The organism is Rhodoferax sp. BAB1 (assembly GCF_013334205.1).
Lineage (GTDB): Bacteria > Pseudomonadota > Gammaproteobacteria > Burkholderiales > Burkholderiaceae_C > Hylemonella.
Window position 1 is genome coordinate 542759 of record NZ_CP054424.1, and the last position, 17097, is coordinate 559855.

Annotated in this window: 16 protein-coding genes; 7 read left to right on the top strand and 9 right to left on the bottom strand. The window is 64.3% G+C overall.

From position 1 onward, the window contains the following. Window positions 1–19 precede the first annotated feature (19 nt). A complete protein-coding gene (locus tag HTY51_RS02670; RefSeq protein WP_174251282.1) occupies window positions 20–457 on the top strand; it encodes a universal stress protein in 438 nt (145 codons plus the stop codon). A 282-nt stretch (window positions 458–739) separates the two neighbouring features. Further along, complete coding sequence (locus HTY51_RS02675; RefSeq protein ID WP_254606964.1) at window positions 740–2389, top strand: methyl-accepting chemotaxis protein; 1650 nt, start codon at window positions 740–742, stop codon at window positions 2387–2389. 7 nt (window positions 2390–2396) lie between these two features. On the opposite strand, the gene HTY51_RS02680 is transcribed toward HTY51_RS02675, so the two are convergent. Together HTY51_RS02680 and HTY51_RS02685 are read right to left on the bottom strand one after the other, a co-directional pair. Next, on the bottom strand, window positions 2397–2936 hold the full coding sequence (locus HTY51_RS02680) for a hemerythrin domain-containing protein (protein ID WP_371733849.1): 540 nt from the start codon (window positions 2934–2936) through the stop codon (window positions 2397–2399). Between the two features lie 4 nt (window positions 2937–2940). Then, the gene (locus tag HTY51_RS02685; RefSeq protein ID WP_174251283.1) at window positions 2941–3387 is read right to left on the bottom strand and encodes a PAS domain S-box protein; all 447 of its coding nucleotides are present in this window, start codon (window positions 3385–3387) and stop codon (window positions 2941–2943) included. A gap of 173 nt (window positions 3388–3560) precedes the next feature. Here HTY51_RS02685 and HTY51_RS02690 point away from each other — a divergent pair, with 173 nt between their 5' ends. The 3 genes from HTY51_RS02690 (at window position 3561) to HTY51_RS02700 (ending at window position 7759) form a co-directional block, all read left to right on the top strand. Continuing rightward, the gene (locus tag HTY51_RS02690; protein ID WP_174251284.1) at window positions 3561–5048 is read left to right on the top strand and encodes a DUF4118 domain-containing protein; all 1488 of its coding nucleotides are present in this window, start codon (window positions 3561–3563) and stop codon (window positions 5046–5048) included. A 58-nt stretch (window positions 5049–5106) separates the two neighbouring features. Beyond that, window positions 5107–5793, top strand: a complete 687-nt coding sequence (locus HTY51_RS02695) for a response regulator (protein ID WP_174251285.1) — start codon at window positions 5107–5109, stop codon at window positions 5791–5793. A gap of 79 nt (window positions 5794–5872) precedes the next feature. Next, window positions 5873–7759, top strand: coding sequence for a potassium transporter Kup (locus HTY51_RS02700; protein WP_371733850.1), 1887 nt, complete (start codon window positions 5873–5875; stop codon window positions 7757–7759). A 28-nt stretch (window positions 7760–7787) separates the two neighbouring features. On the opposite strand, the gene HTY51_RS02705 is transcribed toward HTY51_RS02700, so the two are convergent. The 7 genes from HTY51_RS02705 to HTY51_RS02735 all read right to left on the bottom strand — a co-directional run bounded on the left by HTY51_RS02705 (window position 7788) and on the right by HTY51_RS02735 (window position 14230). After that, window positions 7788–8699 carry a sugar phosphate isomerase/epimerase gene (locus HTY51_RS02705; protein WP_174251287.1) on the bottom strand — a complete coding sequence of 304 codons (912 nt, stop codon included), beginning with the start codon at window positions 8697–8699 and terminating at the stop codon, window positions 7788–7790. Continuing rightward, complete coding sequence (locus tag HTY51_RS02710; protein WP_174251288.1) at window positions 8696–9616, bottom strand: VOC family protein; 921 nt, start codon at window positions 9614–9616, stop codon at window positions 8696–8698. Before HTY51_RS02710 ends, HTY51_RS02705 begins: the two co-directional genes overlap by 4 nt. A 21-nt stretch (window positions 9617–9637) precedes the next feature. Beyond that, window positions 9638–10471, bottom strand: a complete 834-nt coding sequence (locus HTY51_RS02715) for a shikimate dehydrogenase (RefSeq protein ID WP_174254140.1) — start codon at window positions 10469–10471, stop codon at window positions 9638–9640. A gap of 46 nt (window positions 10472–10517) precedes the next feature. Beyond that, window positions 10518–11516, bottom strand: coding sequence for a TRAP transporter substrate-binding protein (locus tag HTY51_RS02720; protein ID WP_174251289.1), 999 nt, complete (start codon window positions 11514–11516; stop codon window positions 10518–10520). Window positions 11517–11602: 86 nt separating this feature from the next. Then, window positions 11603–12880: a TRAP transporter large permease subunit gene (locus HTY51_RS02725; RefSeq protein ID WP_174251290.1), complete on the bottom strand. Its 1278-nt coding sequence runs from the start codon at window positions 12878–12880 to the stop codon at window positions 11603–11605. After that, window positions 12877–13449 (bottom strand): TRAP transporter small permease, encoded by a 573-nt coding sequence (locus HTY51_RS02730; protein ID WP_174251291.1) that lies wholly within the window; start codon window positions 13447–13449, stop codon window positions 12877–12879. The genes HTY51_RS02725 and HTY51_RS02730 overlap by 4 nt, the downstream gene beginning before the upstream one ends. A gap of 91 nt (window positions 13450–13540) precedes the next feature. Beyond that, a complete protein-coding gene (locus tag HTY51_RS02735) occupies window positions 13541–14230 on the bottom strand; it encodes a TetR/AcrR family transcriptional regulator (protein ID WP_174251292.1) in 690 nt (229 codons plus the stop codon). Window positions 14231–14889: 659 nt separating this feature from the next. Between HTY51_RS02735 and HTY51_RS02740 the strand changes: the two genes are divergently transcribed. Further along, the gene (locus tag HTY51_RS02740) at window positions 14890–16044 is read left to right on the top strand and encodes a winged helix-turn-helix domain-containing protein (RefSeq protein ID WP_174251293.1); all 1155 of its coding nucleotides are present in this window, start codon (window positions 14890–14892) and stop codon (window positions 16042–16044) included. Further along, window positions 16041–16979, top strand: coding sequence for a hypothetical protein (locus tag HTY51_RS02745; protein ID WP_174251294.1), 939 nt, complete (start codon window positions 16041–16043; stop codon window positions 16977–16979). Before HTY51_RS02740 ends, HTY51_RS02745 begins: the two co-directional genes overlap by 4 nt. Window positions 16980–17097: the final 118 nt, after the last annotated feature.

The following is a 17097-nucleotide window of genomic DNA, read 5'->3' on the forward strand; positions in this document are numbered from 1 at the left end:
CCCAGCAAGGAGACGAGCCATGTTCAAGCACATCTTGGTGCCCGTCGACGGGTCCGAGACCGCACAGAAAGCGGTTCAGAAGGCCGCCGGCCTGGCCCAGGCTTTCGGCAGCCAGGTCACGGCCATCTACGTGATCGATCCCTATCCCTTCACCGGCCTGGGCAGCGATTTCGCCTACGGCCAGGCCGAGTACCTGAGCGCGGCCACGGCCGAGGCGAAAGAGGCCACCGAGGCGGCGCAGGCTACGCTGGCCCAGGCCGGTGTGCCGGTGACCACCCAGGTGATCGAGGCGCATGCCGCCTGGCGCGGCATCCTCGACACCGCCAAGACGCTGGGCGCCGACCTCATCGTCATGGGCTCGCACGGCCGCCGTGGGGTGGAGAAGATCGTGCTGGGCAGCGTGGCGCAGCGCGTTCTTTCGCATGCGCACCTGTCGGTCTTCGTCGTGCGCGACTGACCTCCACGCTCTGCTGTCGCGGTCATTCATAAGCATGCATACCATGCATGCTTACTTTTCACAAGCCATCGCATGCCCGCCGGGGTATGCATGTCGCATCCACGCATCGACCGGCCCTGGGCTCGTCGCCAAGCGGCGGCACTAGTTGTCGACTCCTGAGAATATTTGAGCGCGCACCGCGTGGACCTCTCCATGGGCCACCGGGTGCGCCGATAATTTTTTCTGTGTTGTCGCGCGCTGCGATTCCCACAACAAACAAATCAATCTAGAGGAGTTGCCTGGATGAGCAACAGTGCGATGCTGGCCACGCGCCCCATGCCGACGAAGGTGCGCGCCGGTCACGAAGGATTCTTCACCTACCACGGCTTCTGGGCCCCGGGCGTTCGGCTGTTCCGCCAGATGCGCTTCATGTCCAAGGCCCTGGTGATTTCGCTGGCCTTCGTGCTGCCGCTGCTGGCCATGCTGGGTTTCCAGATCAGCAACCAGTACCTCAAGACCATGCGCGACCGCGAGACCGCGACACGCCAGCACGTCGAGATCGCGCACGGGCTGCTGGTCTGGGCGCAAGCCCAGGAGCAGGCTGGAAAGCTCAGCCGGGAACAGGCCCAGGAACTGGCACGTGATTCGGTCAGCCGGCTGCGTTACGAACGCGAGGAGTATTTCTGGATCAACGACATGCAACCGCGTGTCGTGATGCACCCGATCAAGCCCGAGCTCAACGGTCAGGACGTGTCGGACCTCAAGGATCCGAATGGCCTGCGGCTGTTCCAGGCTTTCGTCGCCAAGGTGCGCGCCGATGGCAAGGGTTTTGTCGCCTACCAGTGGCCCAAGCCGGGCGAGAGCCGTCCCGTGGACAAGATCTCGTATGTGATGGGCTTCGAGCCCTGGGGCTGGGTGATCGGTTCGGGCATCTACGTCAACGACGTGCAGAACGAGCTCAGGCAGCAGGTGCTGCTCGACGCGGGTGTCACCTTGTTTGCCCTGCTGTTCGCCGCCTATCTTTTTTTCTGCTTCTACCGGGTGATGGACGGTGGTCTGCGTGAAACCCGCCGCCACCTGCGCGCCATGACCAGCGGTGACCTGACCACCACCCCCTCACCCTGGGGTCGTGACGAAGCGGCCCAGCTGATGATCGAGCTGCGCCACATGCAGGATTCGCTGCGCGACATGGTGGTGCAGGTGCGCCACGCCAGCGACGAGATCGTGCGCTCCAGCACCGAGTCGGCCCATGGCGCCACCGACCTTTCCGCGCGTACCGAGCAGGCCGCCGCCAGCCTGGAGGAGTCGGCCGCGTCGATGGAGCAGATCTCGGCCACCGTCAAGACCACGCAGTCGCACACCGAAGAGGCTTCGGGTGAAGCTCGGCACAACGCCGAGGCCGCCGTCCAGGGCGGGCGCATCATGCAGGAGGTGGTGAGCACCATGGAGCGCATCCGCCAATCCTCGGCCCAGATCGCCGAGATCATCGGCACCATCGACGGCATTGCCTTCCAGACCAATATCCTGGCGCTCAACGCCGCGGTGGAGGCGGCGCGCGCCGGGGAGCAGGGTAAGGGTTTTGCCGTGGTGGCCGGCGAGGTGCGCATGCTGGCGCAGCGCAGCGCTGAAGCGGCGCGCGAGATCAAGGCGTTGATCGGCGGCAGCGTCGAGCAGGTGTCCATCGGCGCCAGTGTGGTGCAGCGCGCCGGTACCACCATCGAGGAGATCGTGGCTTCGGCCCGGCGCGTCAGCGAGCTGCTGGCCTCGATCGCGATCAGCGCGCGTGAGGAGCGGGTGGGCATCGGCCAGGTGGGCGAGGCCATCCAGGAACTGGACCGCATGACCCAGCAGAACGCCGCCCTGGTGCAGGAGACCGTGGGCACGGCCAATACCCTGAACGACCAGGCGCGGTACCTGGCGGACCAGGTGGCACGCTTCCGTTTGCCAGCCTGAAACGGGTTCAGGCCCGGCGCCGGGCCTGCATCTCGGCGCCCATGGCCGCCTGTGTGGCCTCGCTCATGGCGGCACGCGCGGCGGGAAACACCAGTCCTTCCTCGGCCTCGATATGGCCTGCGTACACGCTGCGGAATTGCGCGATGGCGGTGCGGATGTCGGCCGGGACAGGCTCCTGGCAAGCGGGCTCGCGCCAGCGCAGCAGCGCCTCGCGCACCACGGCCCATCGTGTTTCCATCTGCCGGTGATCGGCCTGCAGGCGCTGGACAATGGCGCGCAAGGGGGCGTCGCCCTGTGCCAGCAGCAGGGGGAAGACGTGTTGCTCCTCGTCCTGGTGGTGCAGCGGTGCGGCGAGATCGAAGTAGCGCAGCACGTCGGCCGCTGCCGAACGCGTCTGGGCGTCGTGGCCCTTGTCGGCGATGTAGTCGACCAGGCGCCCCAGCAGGTCCAGGCTGCGCTGCACACGCTCGTGGCAGGCTTCCAGCATCTCGTAGGGTGCCTCGAAGCCCACGGCCGGGGCGTCGAAGCCGGGCAGGGCGGTGGCCACGGACTCAGGCCGACGGCTTGGGCGCCGTCAGGTCGGCCAGCTGCTTGCGCAGGGCCTTCTCGTCGTTGAAGCGTTTGGTGGCGTCACGCGCCACGGCCAGCGAGCCCAGCATCTGGCCGGCCTCATTGCGCACCATCTCGAAGCTCATGTCCACGTAGATGAACTCCACGCTTTTGTGCAGCGAGCGCGTGATCATCGAGGTGCGCCCGGGTTTGACGCCGCCGCGCTCCAGCGCCTGGTTGAAACCGTCCCAGTGTGCCTTGCGCATGCGTTCGGGGATGATGAGGTCCAGGCTCTGGCCCACGGCTTCGGCTGCAGTCCAGCCGAATACCTTCTCGGCGCCGCCGTTCCAGACGCGGATGATGCCTTCGAGGTCACAGAAGATCAGCGCCTCCGGCATGTGACGCAGGATATGGGCGGCGGTGGATTCGAGGGTGAGGGCTGAGGTCATGGCTGTGCTGAAGAAGTATTTTCAAGACAGCCATAGCCTAGCCCAAGCCGTGCCAGCAGCCAATACGTCGAGAGAACTAGGCCCACACGTAAGGCTATTGCATGCTGCCGACCCATACCTCCAGCAGACTATCCTGATGCTTTCCTGATGGCACGGGTGGTACGCTGGCTGCCATGGACCCGCACCCTGTCCCTGCCCCGCTCCGGCCATGGCTCACCGTTGCCGGCCTGCTGGCGCTCGCCACGCTGCTGGGCTGGGTGCTGGATGCGCAGGTTTCGCTGACCAGCCAGGCCATGATCTATGTGCTGGCGGTCGTGATCGCAGCTTACCGCTTGGCCTGGCAGGCGTCGCTGGCCTGTGCCGTGGGGGCTGTCATCGCCCTGAACTTCTTTTTCGTGCCGCCGCGCTGGACCTTTGATGTCGAGAGTCGCGAGCACTTCATCGCGCTGGCGGTTATGCTGGTGGTGGCACTGGTCATCAGCCGGCTGGCCAGTGGCTTGCGGCGTGAAACGGAGATCGCACGGGTCAACGAGCAGCGGGCGCGCCAGTTGCAGACGCTGGCGGGTGAGCTGGTGACTGCTACACAGCCGACGGACGTATGGCAACTTGGACAGGTGGCACTGGGCGCCGCCTTTGCCGGCCCTTGCCAGCTGGTCCTGGCCGGTGGCATGGGGGAACCTGCGCCCGACGGCGACCTGGAGCCGCAGGTCCGTGACGGCCTGCGCAGCTGCATGAAGGAGCGCGCCGTGCTGGGGCCGGGCACCGGGCGCTGGCCCGGATTGGAGGCCTGGTACCTGCCGCTGCGTGACCAGGACGAGGTGTTCGGGGCTGCGTGCGTGCGCCCGGCCCTGGCAAGCGATGAAGCCGGGCGCGAACATGCACAGGCCTTGTGCGCCCTGCTGGCACAGGCCCTGGGGCGTTTGCGCCTGGGGCATGCCATGCAGGTGGCGCAGAGCGAGGCCGATCGCCAGCAACTGCAAAGTACTTTCCTGGCGGCCATCTCGCACGACCTGCGCACACCGCTGGCGGCCATCGTCGCGGCGGCCTCGTCCCTGCAGACGCAGCGCGAGCGGCTCGATGCAGCAGCACAGGCACGCCTGCTGCAGAGCATCGTCAATGAAGCGAACTACCTGAGCAGCATGAGCGACAACACCCTGCAGCTGCTGCGCCTGGCCCAGCCGGGTCAGGCTTTGCAGCTCGGCTGGGAATCGCTGGAGGAGATCGTCGGTGCGGTGCTGGGCCGCGTGCGCCAGCACGATCCGGCGCGCCGCATCCGCTCGCGCGTGCCTGAAGGGCTGCCCCTGGTGCGGGCCGATGCCGTGCTGCTATCCCAGTTGCTGACCAACCTGCTCGACAACGCGCTCAAGTACAGCGAGGGTGAAGTGGAGCTGTCGGTGGTGTCGCGCGATGGACGTGTGGATGTCTGTGTCAAGGACCGGGGCCCCGGTGTCCCCGAGGCCGAGCGCGAAGCCGTCTTCCTGCCCTATGTGCGCGGCGACCGCGCGGGTCGGCGCGGCACGGGCCTGGGGCTGGCAGTGTGTCGCGCCATCGCCCAGGCGCACGGGGCTCAACTGCTGCTGCGTCCGCGTGCCGGTGGCGGCAGCAGCTTCTGCCTGCAACTGCCGGTCGAACCGCAACCCGCGACACCGGAGGCAGCATGAGCCCCGCCCGGCCGCCCGAAGGGGCTCGCACCGTAGTGCGCCGCACGGAGGTTTCTCCATGAGCCTGCGCGTGCTGGTGGTCGAGGACGACCGCGAAATCCGCACCCTGGTGCAGTCTGCGCTGGCGGTCGAGGGTTTCGAGGTGCAGACGGCGGTGACGCTGAGCGAAGCCACCGCGCTTGTGCAGCACAGCCCGCCTGACCTCATCGTGCTCGACCTGGGCCTGCCCGACGGCGAGGGACTGCAGCTGGTGCGCGAAGTGCGTCGCCAGTCCAGCCTGCCCATCGTCGTGGTCTCGGCGCGCCACCAGGAAGAACAGAAGATCGTGCTGCTCGACGCCGGCGCCGATGACTACCTGACCAAGCCCTTCAGCGTGGCCGAGCTGTTGGCGCGCATGCGTGTGGCGTTGCGCCATCGCGGTACGGCCCTGGCGGCGGCAGTCACCGAACACGTGCTGGACGACCTGCGCATCGACCTGGCCACGCGCACCGTGACGCGCGATGGCCAGCCCGTGCATCTCACGCCCACGGAGTTCAAGCTCCTGGCCTGTCTGGTGCGCAGCGCCGGCCGGGTGGTGACGCACCGCCAGTTGCTGGCCGACGTCTGGGGCCCGGAATACACCGAGCACACGCACTACCTGCGCCTGTACATGGGGCAGTTGCGTGCCAAGATCGAACGCGATCCGGCCGAGCCGCGCCACCTGCTGACCGAAACCGGTGTGGGCTACCGCCTGGCCGGGGACTGAATCGGCACCAGTGCGCGCCATCCATATGCGTTCCTGATGCCTGCGCGGCGACAGTCGCAACCATGCTCACTCTGCATGGATGGATATGAATCAGCAAACGCAGGGCCGCGAAGGCCTGGCCGCCCTGACCCTGGGCGCACTCGGTGTGGTGTACGGCGACATCGGCACCAGCCCGCTCTACACCATGAAGGAAGTTTTCGGACCGCATACCGGCATACCGCTGGACGCCCCGCACCTGATCGGCGCGGTGTCGACCATCTTCTGGGGCCTGATGCTGGTGGTGACGCTCAAGTACGTGCTGCTCATCCTGCGCGCCGACAATCGCGGCGAGGGCGGCATCATGGCGCTCACGGCGCTGGCGGCGCAGGCCGCTGGCAAGACCCACCGGCGGCGCGTGGCTCTGCTGCTGGTAGGGGTGATGGGCGCGGCGCTTTTTTATGGCGACAGCGTCATCACGCCTGCCATCTCGGTGCTCAGTGCCGTCGAGGGGCTGGAGGTGGTCACACCTCTGCTCAAGCCTTATGTCCTGCCTGTCACCGCGGCTGTGCTGGTGGCCCTGTTTGCCGTGCAGCGCTACGGCACGGGACTGGTAGGCAGATTGTTCGGTCCTATCATCCTGCTGTGGTTCAGCGTGCTGGCCCTGACCGGCGTGGTGGAGATCCTGCGTGAACCGGCCATCCTGGCCGCGCTCAACCCACTCGAGGCGCTGGCCTTCCTGCGCGCGCAGGGCTGGCACATGTTCGTGGCCCTGGGCGCCATCGTGCTGGCCTTCACCGGTGCCGAGGCGCTGTATGCCGACATGGGACACTTCGGCAAGCGGCCTATCCAGCTGGCATGGACCGGCCTGGTGCTGCCGGCGCTGGCGCTCAATTACATGGGGCAGGGCGCCTTGCTGATGCGTGACCCGAGCGCGCTGGAAAGTCCCTTCTACCGCCTGTTCCCGGCCGCCTGGCTGATTCCTGCCGTGGTACTGGCCACCCTGGCCACGGTGATCGCCTCGCAGGCAGTCATCTCGGGTGCCTATTCCATGACCAAACAGGCCATGCAACTGGGCCTTCTGCCGCGCCTGCAGGTGCATTACACGTCCACCCGGGAAGCGGGGCAGATCTACATGCCCCAGGTCAACTGGCTGCTGCTGGCCGCGGTGCTGCTGGCGGTGGTGGGTTTCGGCAGCTCGTCCGCGCTGGCCTCGGCCTATGGCATCGCGGTGACGGTCACCATGCTGATCACCACCGCGCTGACTTTCTTTGTCATCCGCCATGCCTGGAACTACCCGCTGCCACTGGCGCTGGCGGCCACCGGCGCCTTCCTGTTGCTCGACGCCATGCTGGTGGCTGCGTGCATGCTGAAGTTCCTGGACGGTGGCTGGTTCCCCTTGGTCGCGGGCGTGCTGATCTTCCTCGTCATGGCCACCTGGCGGCGCGGGCGCGAGCTGTTGCTCGACAATATCCGCCAGGGCGACCCCGAGTTGTTGCCTTTCATCGGCACTCTCTCGGCCGAGGCCATGCACCGCGTCCCGCGCACAGCCGTGTATGCCGTGGCCAACCCGGACACGGTGCCGCAGGCGCTGATGCACAACCTCAAGCACAACCAGGTGCTGCACGAGCGCAACCTGATTCTCACAGTCGTCTTCCATGATGTGCCCTGGATCCCCTTCGAGGAGCGGGTGCAGGTCACGCCGCTGGTGCCGGGTTTCTGGAAGGTGCAGATCAATTACGGTTTCCAGAACCAGCCGGACATCCCGAAGGCGCTGGAGCTGTGCCAGGCCCAGGGCCTGCCCATCAACCTGTTCGAGACGTCCTACTTCCTGAGCCGCGAGATCGTGGTGCCCACGCGAGGTGCCGGCATGGCACGCTGGCGCGAAGCGCTGTTTGCCCTGATGTCGCGCAACGCGGGCAATGTGGCGGACTTCTTCCGCCTGCCCAACAATTGCGTGATCGAGCTGGGGACGCGGGTGCAGATCTGATGCGAGAGGAAGAGCTGGCGCCTGCCGCTCAGGCGTGGCTGCGACGCAGCCTCAATTGATTCGGTAGCGGCAGCGAGCGGCGCAGGATGTCGTCGGCCAGCCAGAGCGCCGACTTGCGGGCGCGTTCGGCCACCATGGGCAGGGGCATCTGCACGAAATCGTCGTTGAAGACCTCGAAGCTGTAGTCGCCGGCATAACCGAGCCGGTCGAGCTTCTGCACCAGATCGATGAGCTCGGTGGTGTGCACGCCTTCGCCGGGGAAGACCCGGTAGGTGCGCGCCGTGGCCATGCGCTCCTCGAAGGTGGGTGTTTCATTCCACATGAAGTCGGAGAGCTGGACCAGGAAGATCCTGGACGGGTCGAGGTCGAGGATGCCGTCCAGCGGCGTCTTGGCGGCCAGGATGTGGTACGAGTCGATGCAGACGCCCAGGTTGGGCGCGTCGGCACGGTTGACCACGTCCCAGGCCGTGGTGTATTCGTTGATGGTACGGCCCCAGGACAGGCCCTCGTAGGCGATGCGGATGCCGAAGGGCACGGCCAGCATGGCCAGCTTGCGCAGGTCGCGTGCGATGTGGTCCAGGTCCTGGCTCGCGTGGGCCGAGGTGGAGGAACAGGCCAGCAGCACGTCGCAGCCCAGTTCGGCGCACATCTCCAGCATGGTCTTGGCGATGTCGACCTTGTAGTCGTGCAGGTGGCCGCTCAGGCCTTCGAAGTCGCGTAGCACCTGGAAACCCGTGCCACGCAGCCCGCTCTCACGCACTTCCTGCGCGGCGGCCTTCCAGCCGCCGGGGTGGCCGACCAGGTCATTGGCCTTGAGCATGACCTGGCTGAAGCCGGCGTCTTTCATGGCCTGCAGCTTGGCCTGCAGCGGACCGGCCAGGGTGATGGTGTCCATCCCGAAACCGCGGATGGCTTCCTCCATGCTGCGCCGGTCGTTCATGTCGGCTCCGCGGCGGAGTGCACGAGCTCGAACACCACGCTGCCCAGATAGGTCTTGCTGATGGCGCCGCGTTTCCCGCTGTGGGTGGCGGGGCTCTCGACAAACTCGACGCCCCGGGCGCGCAGGGCCTGCACCGCGGCCAGCACGTCCGGCACACCCAGGCCGATGCGCTGCAGCTGTTCACGCGGATCGGGGGCGTCCACCGCCGGCTCCACCAGCTGGATCATGAAGGACTGGCCGGTGTGCAGCGCGGGCGTGCGCATGAGCTTGCCCGAGGGCATGATGCCGAAGCGCTGTTCGTCGGGGATCAGCGTGGCGCCCAGCAGGGTCTGGTAGAACTCGATCCAGTCGTAGCTGCGGCCGATGCCGATGTACTGGACGATGCCGAAGAAATTGAGGCCGGCCAGCACGGGCGGCTGGGCGGCTGCGCCGGGAATCGGGATGAAGTCGACGTCGTAGATCGAGAAGTCCTGGTAGCGGTCGATCAGGTAGATGCGGCTGCCGCCCACGCCGTGGATGGCGGGGATGTTGAGTTCCATCGCGTCCGGATGGCTGGGCACTTCCCAGCCGCCGCGTTCCAGCACGTACTCGCGCGCGGCGCGCGCACTGCGCACCCGCAGCGCGATGGCGCTGATGCTGGGGTGGTCGGCGCCGTGGCTGGCGCCCAGCGCGTCCGGCGGGTGGGCGTTGACCACGATGCTCAGCGTGCCCTGGCGGTAGAGCGTGACTTCGCGCGAGCGGTGGCGCGCTACCGGCCGGAAACCCATCATCTCCAGCACCTGGCCCAGGGCCTGGGGCTTGAGCGTGGCGTACTCGATAAATTCGATGCCGTCCAGGGCTATGGGGTTGGAGACATCGCTGAAAGAATCCTGCAGCGGTTCGCGCGCATGTTCGGGTTGTAGCAATAGGTCGCTCATGGGCGGTCTCCAGCAGGGGTGTCAGTCGTTCAGGCGTGCTACGGCGCGCAGCTGGTCGGCCGTGGCTGTGGGGTAGCCGAAAAACTCCAGATAGGCCGGGATCATCTCGAACAGCATGTCCGAGCCCACCTGGATGCGGCAGCCACGCGCCTGCGCGGCTTTGAGAAAGGCGGTCATCTCGGTGCGCATGACCACTTCGCCAACAAAGGTGTTGGCGGACAGGCGCTCGATGTCGATGGGCAGCGGGTCGCCGGGGTTCATGCCCAGCGGCGTGCCGTTGACGACCAGGTCGAAACCGGCCGGATCCCGGCTGCCGGTGGACACGCCCAGCAAGGGGTACTCGGTACGCAGCCGATCGGCCAGCGCGTCGGCAGAGGCGCCCTGCAGATCGAATAGCGCCAGGTGGGCCACGCCGGCGCCGGCCAGCGAGGCGGCAATGGCCGAGCCCACGCCACCGCAACCGACCACCAGCGCCCGTGCGCCCTCCAGCACCATGCCCTTGCGGCGCAGCCCGCGCACGAAACCCTCGCCGTCGAACATGTCGCCGACCAGGCGGCCGTCCGCCAGCCGCTTGACGGCATTGCAGGCGCCGGCCACGCGCGCGGTGCGCGTGACCTCGTCGAGCAGGCCCACGGTGCTGACCTTGTGTGGCATGGTGATCAGCGCGCCGCGTATGTTTTCCAGCCGGAACAGGTTATGCAGCACCTCGGCGAACGCCTCGGGCCTGCAGCCCATGGGCACCACCACCGCATTGACCCCGACCGACTCGAAGTAGGGGTTGTAGATCAGCGGGGCCTTGAAGGCATGGGTGGGGAAACCCAGATGGGCGATCAGCTCGGTGTCGCCGTTGATCAGGGTGCCCTGGAAGGCTCGTGCGTTCATCGCGGTGCTGCGCTCTTCTTTACTTGCGGATGCGGGCCAGCTCGGCCATCATGGCGCTGACGGTGGCCTCACCCACGCTGGCGGAATGCTTGGCGATCACGGGTTTCATCTTCTCGCGCAGCTTGGCCACTTCGGCCGGCGGCAGTTCGGTGACCTGCATGCCGTTCTTCTTCAGCGTCTCCAGCAGGCTGCCGGCCAGGGCGCGCGACTGCTGGCGCTGGAACTTGCTGGACTCGTTCACGGCGTCCTGCACGATCTTCTTTTCGTCGGCCGACAGAGCGTCCCAGACCTTCTTGCTGATCACGACGGACTGCGGGTTGTACTGGTGGCTGGTCAGGGCCAGGTGCTTCTGCACTTCAAAGAGCTTGGCGCCATTGATGGTGGCGACCGGGTTTTCCTGGCCGTCCACCGCCTTCTGCTCCAGCGCGGCATACAGCTCGGGGAAGGGCAGCGGGGTGGGGTTGGCGCCCAGGGCGGAGACCCAGTCCACGTTGATCGGGTTGGGGATCACACGCAGCTTCAGGCCGGCCAGGTCTTCGACCTTGTTGATGGGGCGCTTGCTGTTGCTGATGTGGCGAAAGCCCAGCTCGTAATAACCCAGGCCGACCAGGCCCTTCTCTTCGAGCTTGGCGTGCAGGGCCTTGCCGAAGCTGCCGTCGACCACGGCATCGGCTTCGGCCGGGTTGGCGAAGAGGAAGGGGAAGTCGTAGATGGCGAAGTCTTTCACCAGGCTGGCGAAGATGCCCGAATTCATGGACGCCATCTCCAGCGTGCCGCCTTGCAGGGCCGACACATTGGCCTGGTCGCTGCCCAGGGCGCCACCGGGATAGACGGTGACCTTGAGCTTGCCGCCGGACTTGGCTTCGACGATCTCGGCGAACTTGTCCATGCCCAGCACGATGGGGTGGCCCTTGGCGTTCTGGTTGACGAACTTCAGGGTCTTGGTCTGGGCCTGGGCCAGGCCGAAGGCCGTGACACAGATGGCTGCCGCCAGGGTCTTGAGGACGAGTCGTTTCATGGTTTGTCTCCGTCTATGTTTACGGGCCGCCGGGTTCTGGGACAACTGCGGTGGCGTACCCTGGTGCCGCAGTCATCGTCTTGAAATCAATAAAACCAGCGCGCCGGCACCATCACCAGGGCCGGGAACAGCACCAGCAGGAACATCAGCGCGAACTGCGCCAGCATGAAGGGCCACACGCCCTTGGTCACCTCGTCCATGCTCAGCTTGCCCACGCCGGCCACCGTGCTCAGCACGGTGCCCACCGGCGGCGTGATCAGCCCGATGGCGTTGTTGATCATGAATAGCACGCCGAAGTACACCGGGTCGATGCCCGCGGCCTTCACCAGGGGCATGAAGACCGGCGTGAGGATGACGATGGTGGGTGTCATGTCCATGGCCGTGCCCACCAGCATGGTGATGAGCATCATCACGATCAGCAGCAGGGTGGGCCGGTCCAGCAGGGGTTGCAGCAGCGAGATCAGCTCGCCGGGCAGGTTGGCCACCGTGATCAGCCAGGCCACGACCATGGCGGCGGCCACCAGGAACATGATCACGGCGGTGGTCTGGGCGGCCGACTGGAACAGGCCGAAGAGCTGGCTGAGCTTGAGCTCCTTGTAGACCAGGGTGGAGATCAGCAGCGCGTACACGGCGGCGACCACCGCAGCCTCGGTCGGCGTGAAGACGCCGAACTTCAGCCCTACGATCACGATGACCGGCAGGCCCAGCGCGAGTGTGGCGTCCTTCAGGGCACCCAGCACCTCGGCGCGCGTGGCGCGCGGCGTGAGCGCGACATCGCTCTTGCGTGACAGCAGCCACCAGGTGATGGCCAGCGTGAGGCCCAGCATGAGCCCCGGCACGATGCCGGCCAGGAAGAGCTTGGAGATCGAGACATTGGCCGTCACCCCGAAGATCACGAAGCCGATGCTGGGCGGGATGATGGGTGCAATGATGCTGCCCGCGGCGATCAGGCCGGCCGAACGCGCGCGGTCGTAGCCGGCCCGGTTCATGACGGGCAGCAGCAGCGCGGCCAGGGCGGCGGCATCGGCCACGGCCGAACCCGAGAGCGCGCCCATGATGACGGCGGCCATGATGCCCACGTAACCCAGTCCGCCGCGCAGATGGCCCACCAGGGTGGTGGCGAAGGCCACGATGCGTTTGGACAGGCCGCCCGCGTTCATGATCTCGCCGGCCAGCATGAAGAAGGGCACGGCCAGCAGGGGGAAGCTGTTGGCCCCTTCGATCATGTTCTGGGCCAGGATCTGCGCGTCGAACATGTTGAGGTGCCACATCAGCGCGGCACCGGTGACCAGCAGGGAGAAGGCGATGGGCACACCCAGCGCCATGGCGCCCAGCAGGACGGCGAGGAAAATGGCGATGGTCATGCGCGCTCCTTCGGCTGCACCGCTGGCGTGCCCGGGGCGGCCGGGCCCAGGCCGTGCGGCATGTCATCGGAGCCGACGACGCCGATCAGTTCCGTATCCGGCAACTGGCCGGTGAAGAACTTCCACAGCTCATGGGCGATGACCAGTGCGGCCAGTACGGAGAACAGCAGCCCGGCACTGTAGAGCCAGGCCATCGAAACCTCCATCACGGCGCTGGTGGACTGCAGGTTGATGAGGGCCTGCTGGCGGGCACCGTCGAACATGAACCAGCACATGGCCAGCATCAGCCCGTGCGCCAACACAAAGCAGACCTTGCGCCCCAGCGGGGGCAGGCGCGAGAGCAGGGCGTCCGTGCCCAGGTGGGCGTGCTGGATCAGGCCGACCACGGCCCCCAGGAAGGTCATCCAGACGAAGAGCCAGCGCGACAGCTCTTCCGACATGGTGATGCTGGAATTGAAGCCGTAGCGCAGCACCACATTGCCGAAGACCATGAGCACCATCAGGCCCAGGCAGGCCACCATGAGCAAACCGAAGGCCCGGGCGATGAGATCGATGAATTTCTGTATCACGGGTATGTCTCCATGATCTTATTTTGTACGAACTAGTTAGTTTTTATTTAAGGGAAAACCCTGACGTTTTCGCTACCGGGGCGCTTCCTGCTCAGATCTTGCGCACGAAGCGCACGATCATTTCCACCACGTTCTCGCGCCGCTGGGTGATGTAGGCACGGGAGGTCATGTCCAGCTTGAAGATGATGCCGAAGGTGTGACGGTTGGACACGTTGAAGAAGCTCAAGGCCGAGATCGAGGCATGGATGTCGACCGGGTCCAGTCCCTTGCGGAACTGGCCCGCCTTGAGACCGCGCTCGTAGAGGTTGCGGATCGCGGCGATGGCCGGCACGTTCAGTTCCTGGATACGCTGGCTCTGCGCCAGGTATTGGCCGCGGTGGATGTTCTCGGACATCACCAGGCGGATATAGCTCTCGTGGTGCAGATGGTGGTCGAAGGTGAAGGCCACCAGGCGGCGCAGGCCTTCTTCCGGTTCCAGGTCCTGCAGCTTGAGTTCGGATTCGACGTCGCGCACGCGGCGGTAGGCCTCTTCCAGCACGGCCAGGTACAGGCCCTCCTTGCTGCCGAAGTAGTAATAGATCATGCGCTTGCTGGTGCGCGTGGCCTCGGCGATCTCGTCGATGCGCGCGCCCGCCAGGCCCTTCTCGCCGAACTCGACTTCGGCCACCTGCAGGATGTTGGCCTTGGTGCGCTCGGGGTCGTTGGTGCGGCTGGTGGCTTTGCGGGCCGGGGCCGCGGCACGAGTCGTGCGTGCCCGCGTTTTTTGTACTGGTTCGTTCATTAGTGAAGTATAGGGCGGTGCAGGGCAGCGCCGCAATACTTCACCCGATGGACCAGCTGTCTCTGTGAGTTAGCAGATTGAATGCAACTGAGCGTCTATAGAAATCAAGTAGTTACATACCGACTGCACAGTCTAAGTTGAGGCTCGTTGATCACTAACGGTGAATCTTTCACCGGAAGTTGACGTTAACGGTGACGCTTTCCGCGCATCAACATCCCCATACGTATTGACAGAATCGTAACTACTGGATTTCAAACATTTTTTTCCGGTCAACGGTTGATTGTCTGTAGCCCAAGCCGCCGACTCCGGCGGGAGCGCACAAGATGCGGCGCTCGAAGCGCTGATGAACCGCTAGTTCCAAGGCGAAGGTCCCTTTCTTCCCCGTTGTTCAGCGCGGGTTTGACCGCAGCCTAGTGATGTACGGGTGTTCCATCACACGCTGCAGAAGGTTGCCCTTTATGTCCTAGCTTGGCTGGCCACATTGAAGGGAGCGGAGGCAGACTTCCGACCCATTTGTCTACTATATTAGGCAAATGAGCATGCCCGACGCCCTCACAGATCTTGGATCTTCAGTTGTTGATGATGCTGTCAATATCGCGCGGAACAAGCTCAATACACTACGCAAGTTGGACTTAACTATGTAAGTTGGACTTGCTTTATTGTTTAAGTTGATGTTTAATATTAAAAATAAACTTTCGATCTGTTTGAATCCTATGGCGAACCCAAATGTCAGCACCGGTCACTACTCTCCGGATGGCAAGTGGGCCAACTGGCTGATTGAGATCTTTACCAGCAGCAGTCGACGAGACCTCCGCCTAGCGGTTCTGCAACTGGTTTATCGTCTCAGCCAAGAGAGCTCTCAGGATTTGCGCGGGATGGTCGTGTTGGTCGACAGTCGAATCAGCTCTGAAGCCGTCCATACCGAAATGCAGATGTTTCGCAGCGTGCTTCGCGACGATCTATTCAGTCGCATCGACATCTTCAATGGGCTCCCTACCCTCGAAAAATTCGACCACGAATTTGACGCACCACAACAACTACAAACTACTGAATTTCATACCTATTTGTTGAATCTCATTCAGCAAGAGACCGCCCCATCCCGTCCGTACGGTTCGGCTCCTGGAGGAGGCAAGGACGCTGTGCTGGAGTTCCTCATTCTGAGCTGGCTGCGCTCGGATGGTGGATTGTCGACAGCTGATGTGCAGCGCCACGTAGGCGTGAGCTATCCAACAGCTGCGGCCGTCATCAAGGATTTAGAGTCTTCAGGCTATATTGAACGCGGCTTCAACCGCTCAGTGGAACTCAAGCGCTTCCCCTGGACCGAGTGGCGCAGCTGGTCGGCCAGAACGATTACCAGTCGCAAGACCGTGCTCTACCAATCTACGGTAAGGCACTTGCCCACGGCCGAGTCTTGGGTATTAATTCGCCTGAAGAAACTTGGCCGCGATGACATCGCAGTTGGAGGCACCCTCGGGGCAGCTAAGCATTTCCCAATGCTGGATGTAGTCGGAACGCCACGGGTGGATCTCGTGGTACTGGGTGAGCCGCGAGATATGACAGAAGTGGACGTGGCCCGCCTTGATCCGACCTTAGAGCGCTGCACCGGAAATGAGGCGCAGGCATCTCTGGCAGTGCACTTCGTCGGTCGCCGAAAGACATCACGCTTCCTCTCGGACGGAGATATTCTCTACGCCGATCCCCTGACTTGTATCGTCGATATGTACGAACTAGGACTGGAGAGTCAGGCCAATGAAATGCTGCGCCATCTCGTGGATGCGAGATCAAAGTCAGCTACGACTGGAATGCCCACATGAACTACCTTTATCCTGCTGCCGTGCTCAGACAACTGGCCGAGACGCTCACGCATGAGCAGCGCGAGAAGGTCATTATCGTGGGCAGCCTGGCCGCAGCTTTCAGCTTGAGCCAGGGCCAAGGGGTGTACACCAAGGACGTGGACACGATGATCGCGCCGCATGCCGCGGCCATCATTACTGGGGAGGAGGTTGCAAACCAGCTTATGGCGGGAAAGTGGACACTTCGTCCCGACCCACGCTGGGGACGGCCTGCGGAGGAAAATGTTCCAGCTGACGACCGTCCACTCGTACGTTTGCATCCACCAGGTGGTGCTGCACAGTGGTTCATCGAACTGATGGCCGCTCCGGACCAGACGAAGCCCCCCAGACTGAAACGAGACTTCTACCCCATCTCCACTCAACAAGGGTACTTCAGCTTGGTGAGCTTTGGCTACCTTGCGCTGGTCCAGCACGATGCCATCACAAGCGAATTCGGTATACGGGTTGCCACCCCAGCCATGATGGCCATGGCCAACATGCTGCACCATCCGACTGTGCATCCCGCCTTGATCAGCGGAGACGACAATGGCCGTCCCATCAAGCGCTCGAATAAAGACTTGGGCCGCGTAGTCACACTGGCTATCTTAGGGGGCCACGGTGAAACCGAGACCTGGGCAGCAAGGTGGTGGGAAGGGCTTCAAGCGATATTTCCGCAGCAGGCAGCCGAGCTGGCTGGCCGGGCCGGTTCCGGATTTCGACAGATGCTGTCCAGTGTTGAGGATCTAGAGCAGGCGCTACACACCGCAAACATAGGCCTGCTAGCTGGCCGTGGCGTAACCGGAAGTACCTTCAAGCGGTTCGCTGAGCATGTACTTGAAGTGGCGCTCAAGCCTCTTGAGGCAATGCCGCAAGACCAGAACAACCAAACGGCGCGTATGTCCTGGCCAGCGCAATGACAATAGTGCATGGCAGGGCGTGAAGATCCGCACCAATAGAAAAGTCTTGACGCATCGCTAGACACCATAACCGTCACGCTTTGGAAAGTTTTTTGCCATCAAATTGAGCGTCTCCCGG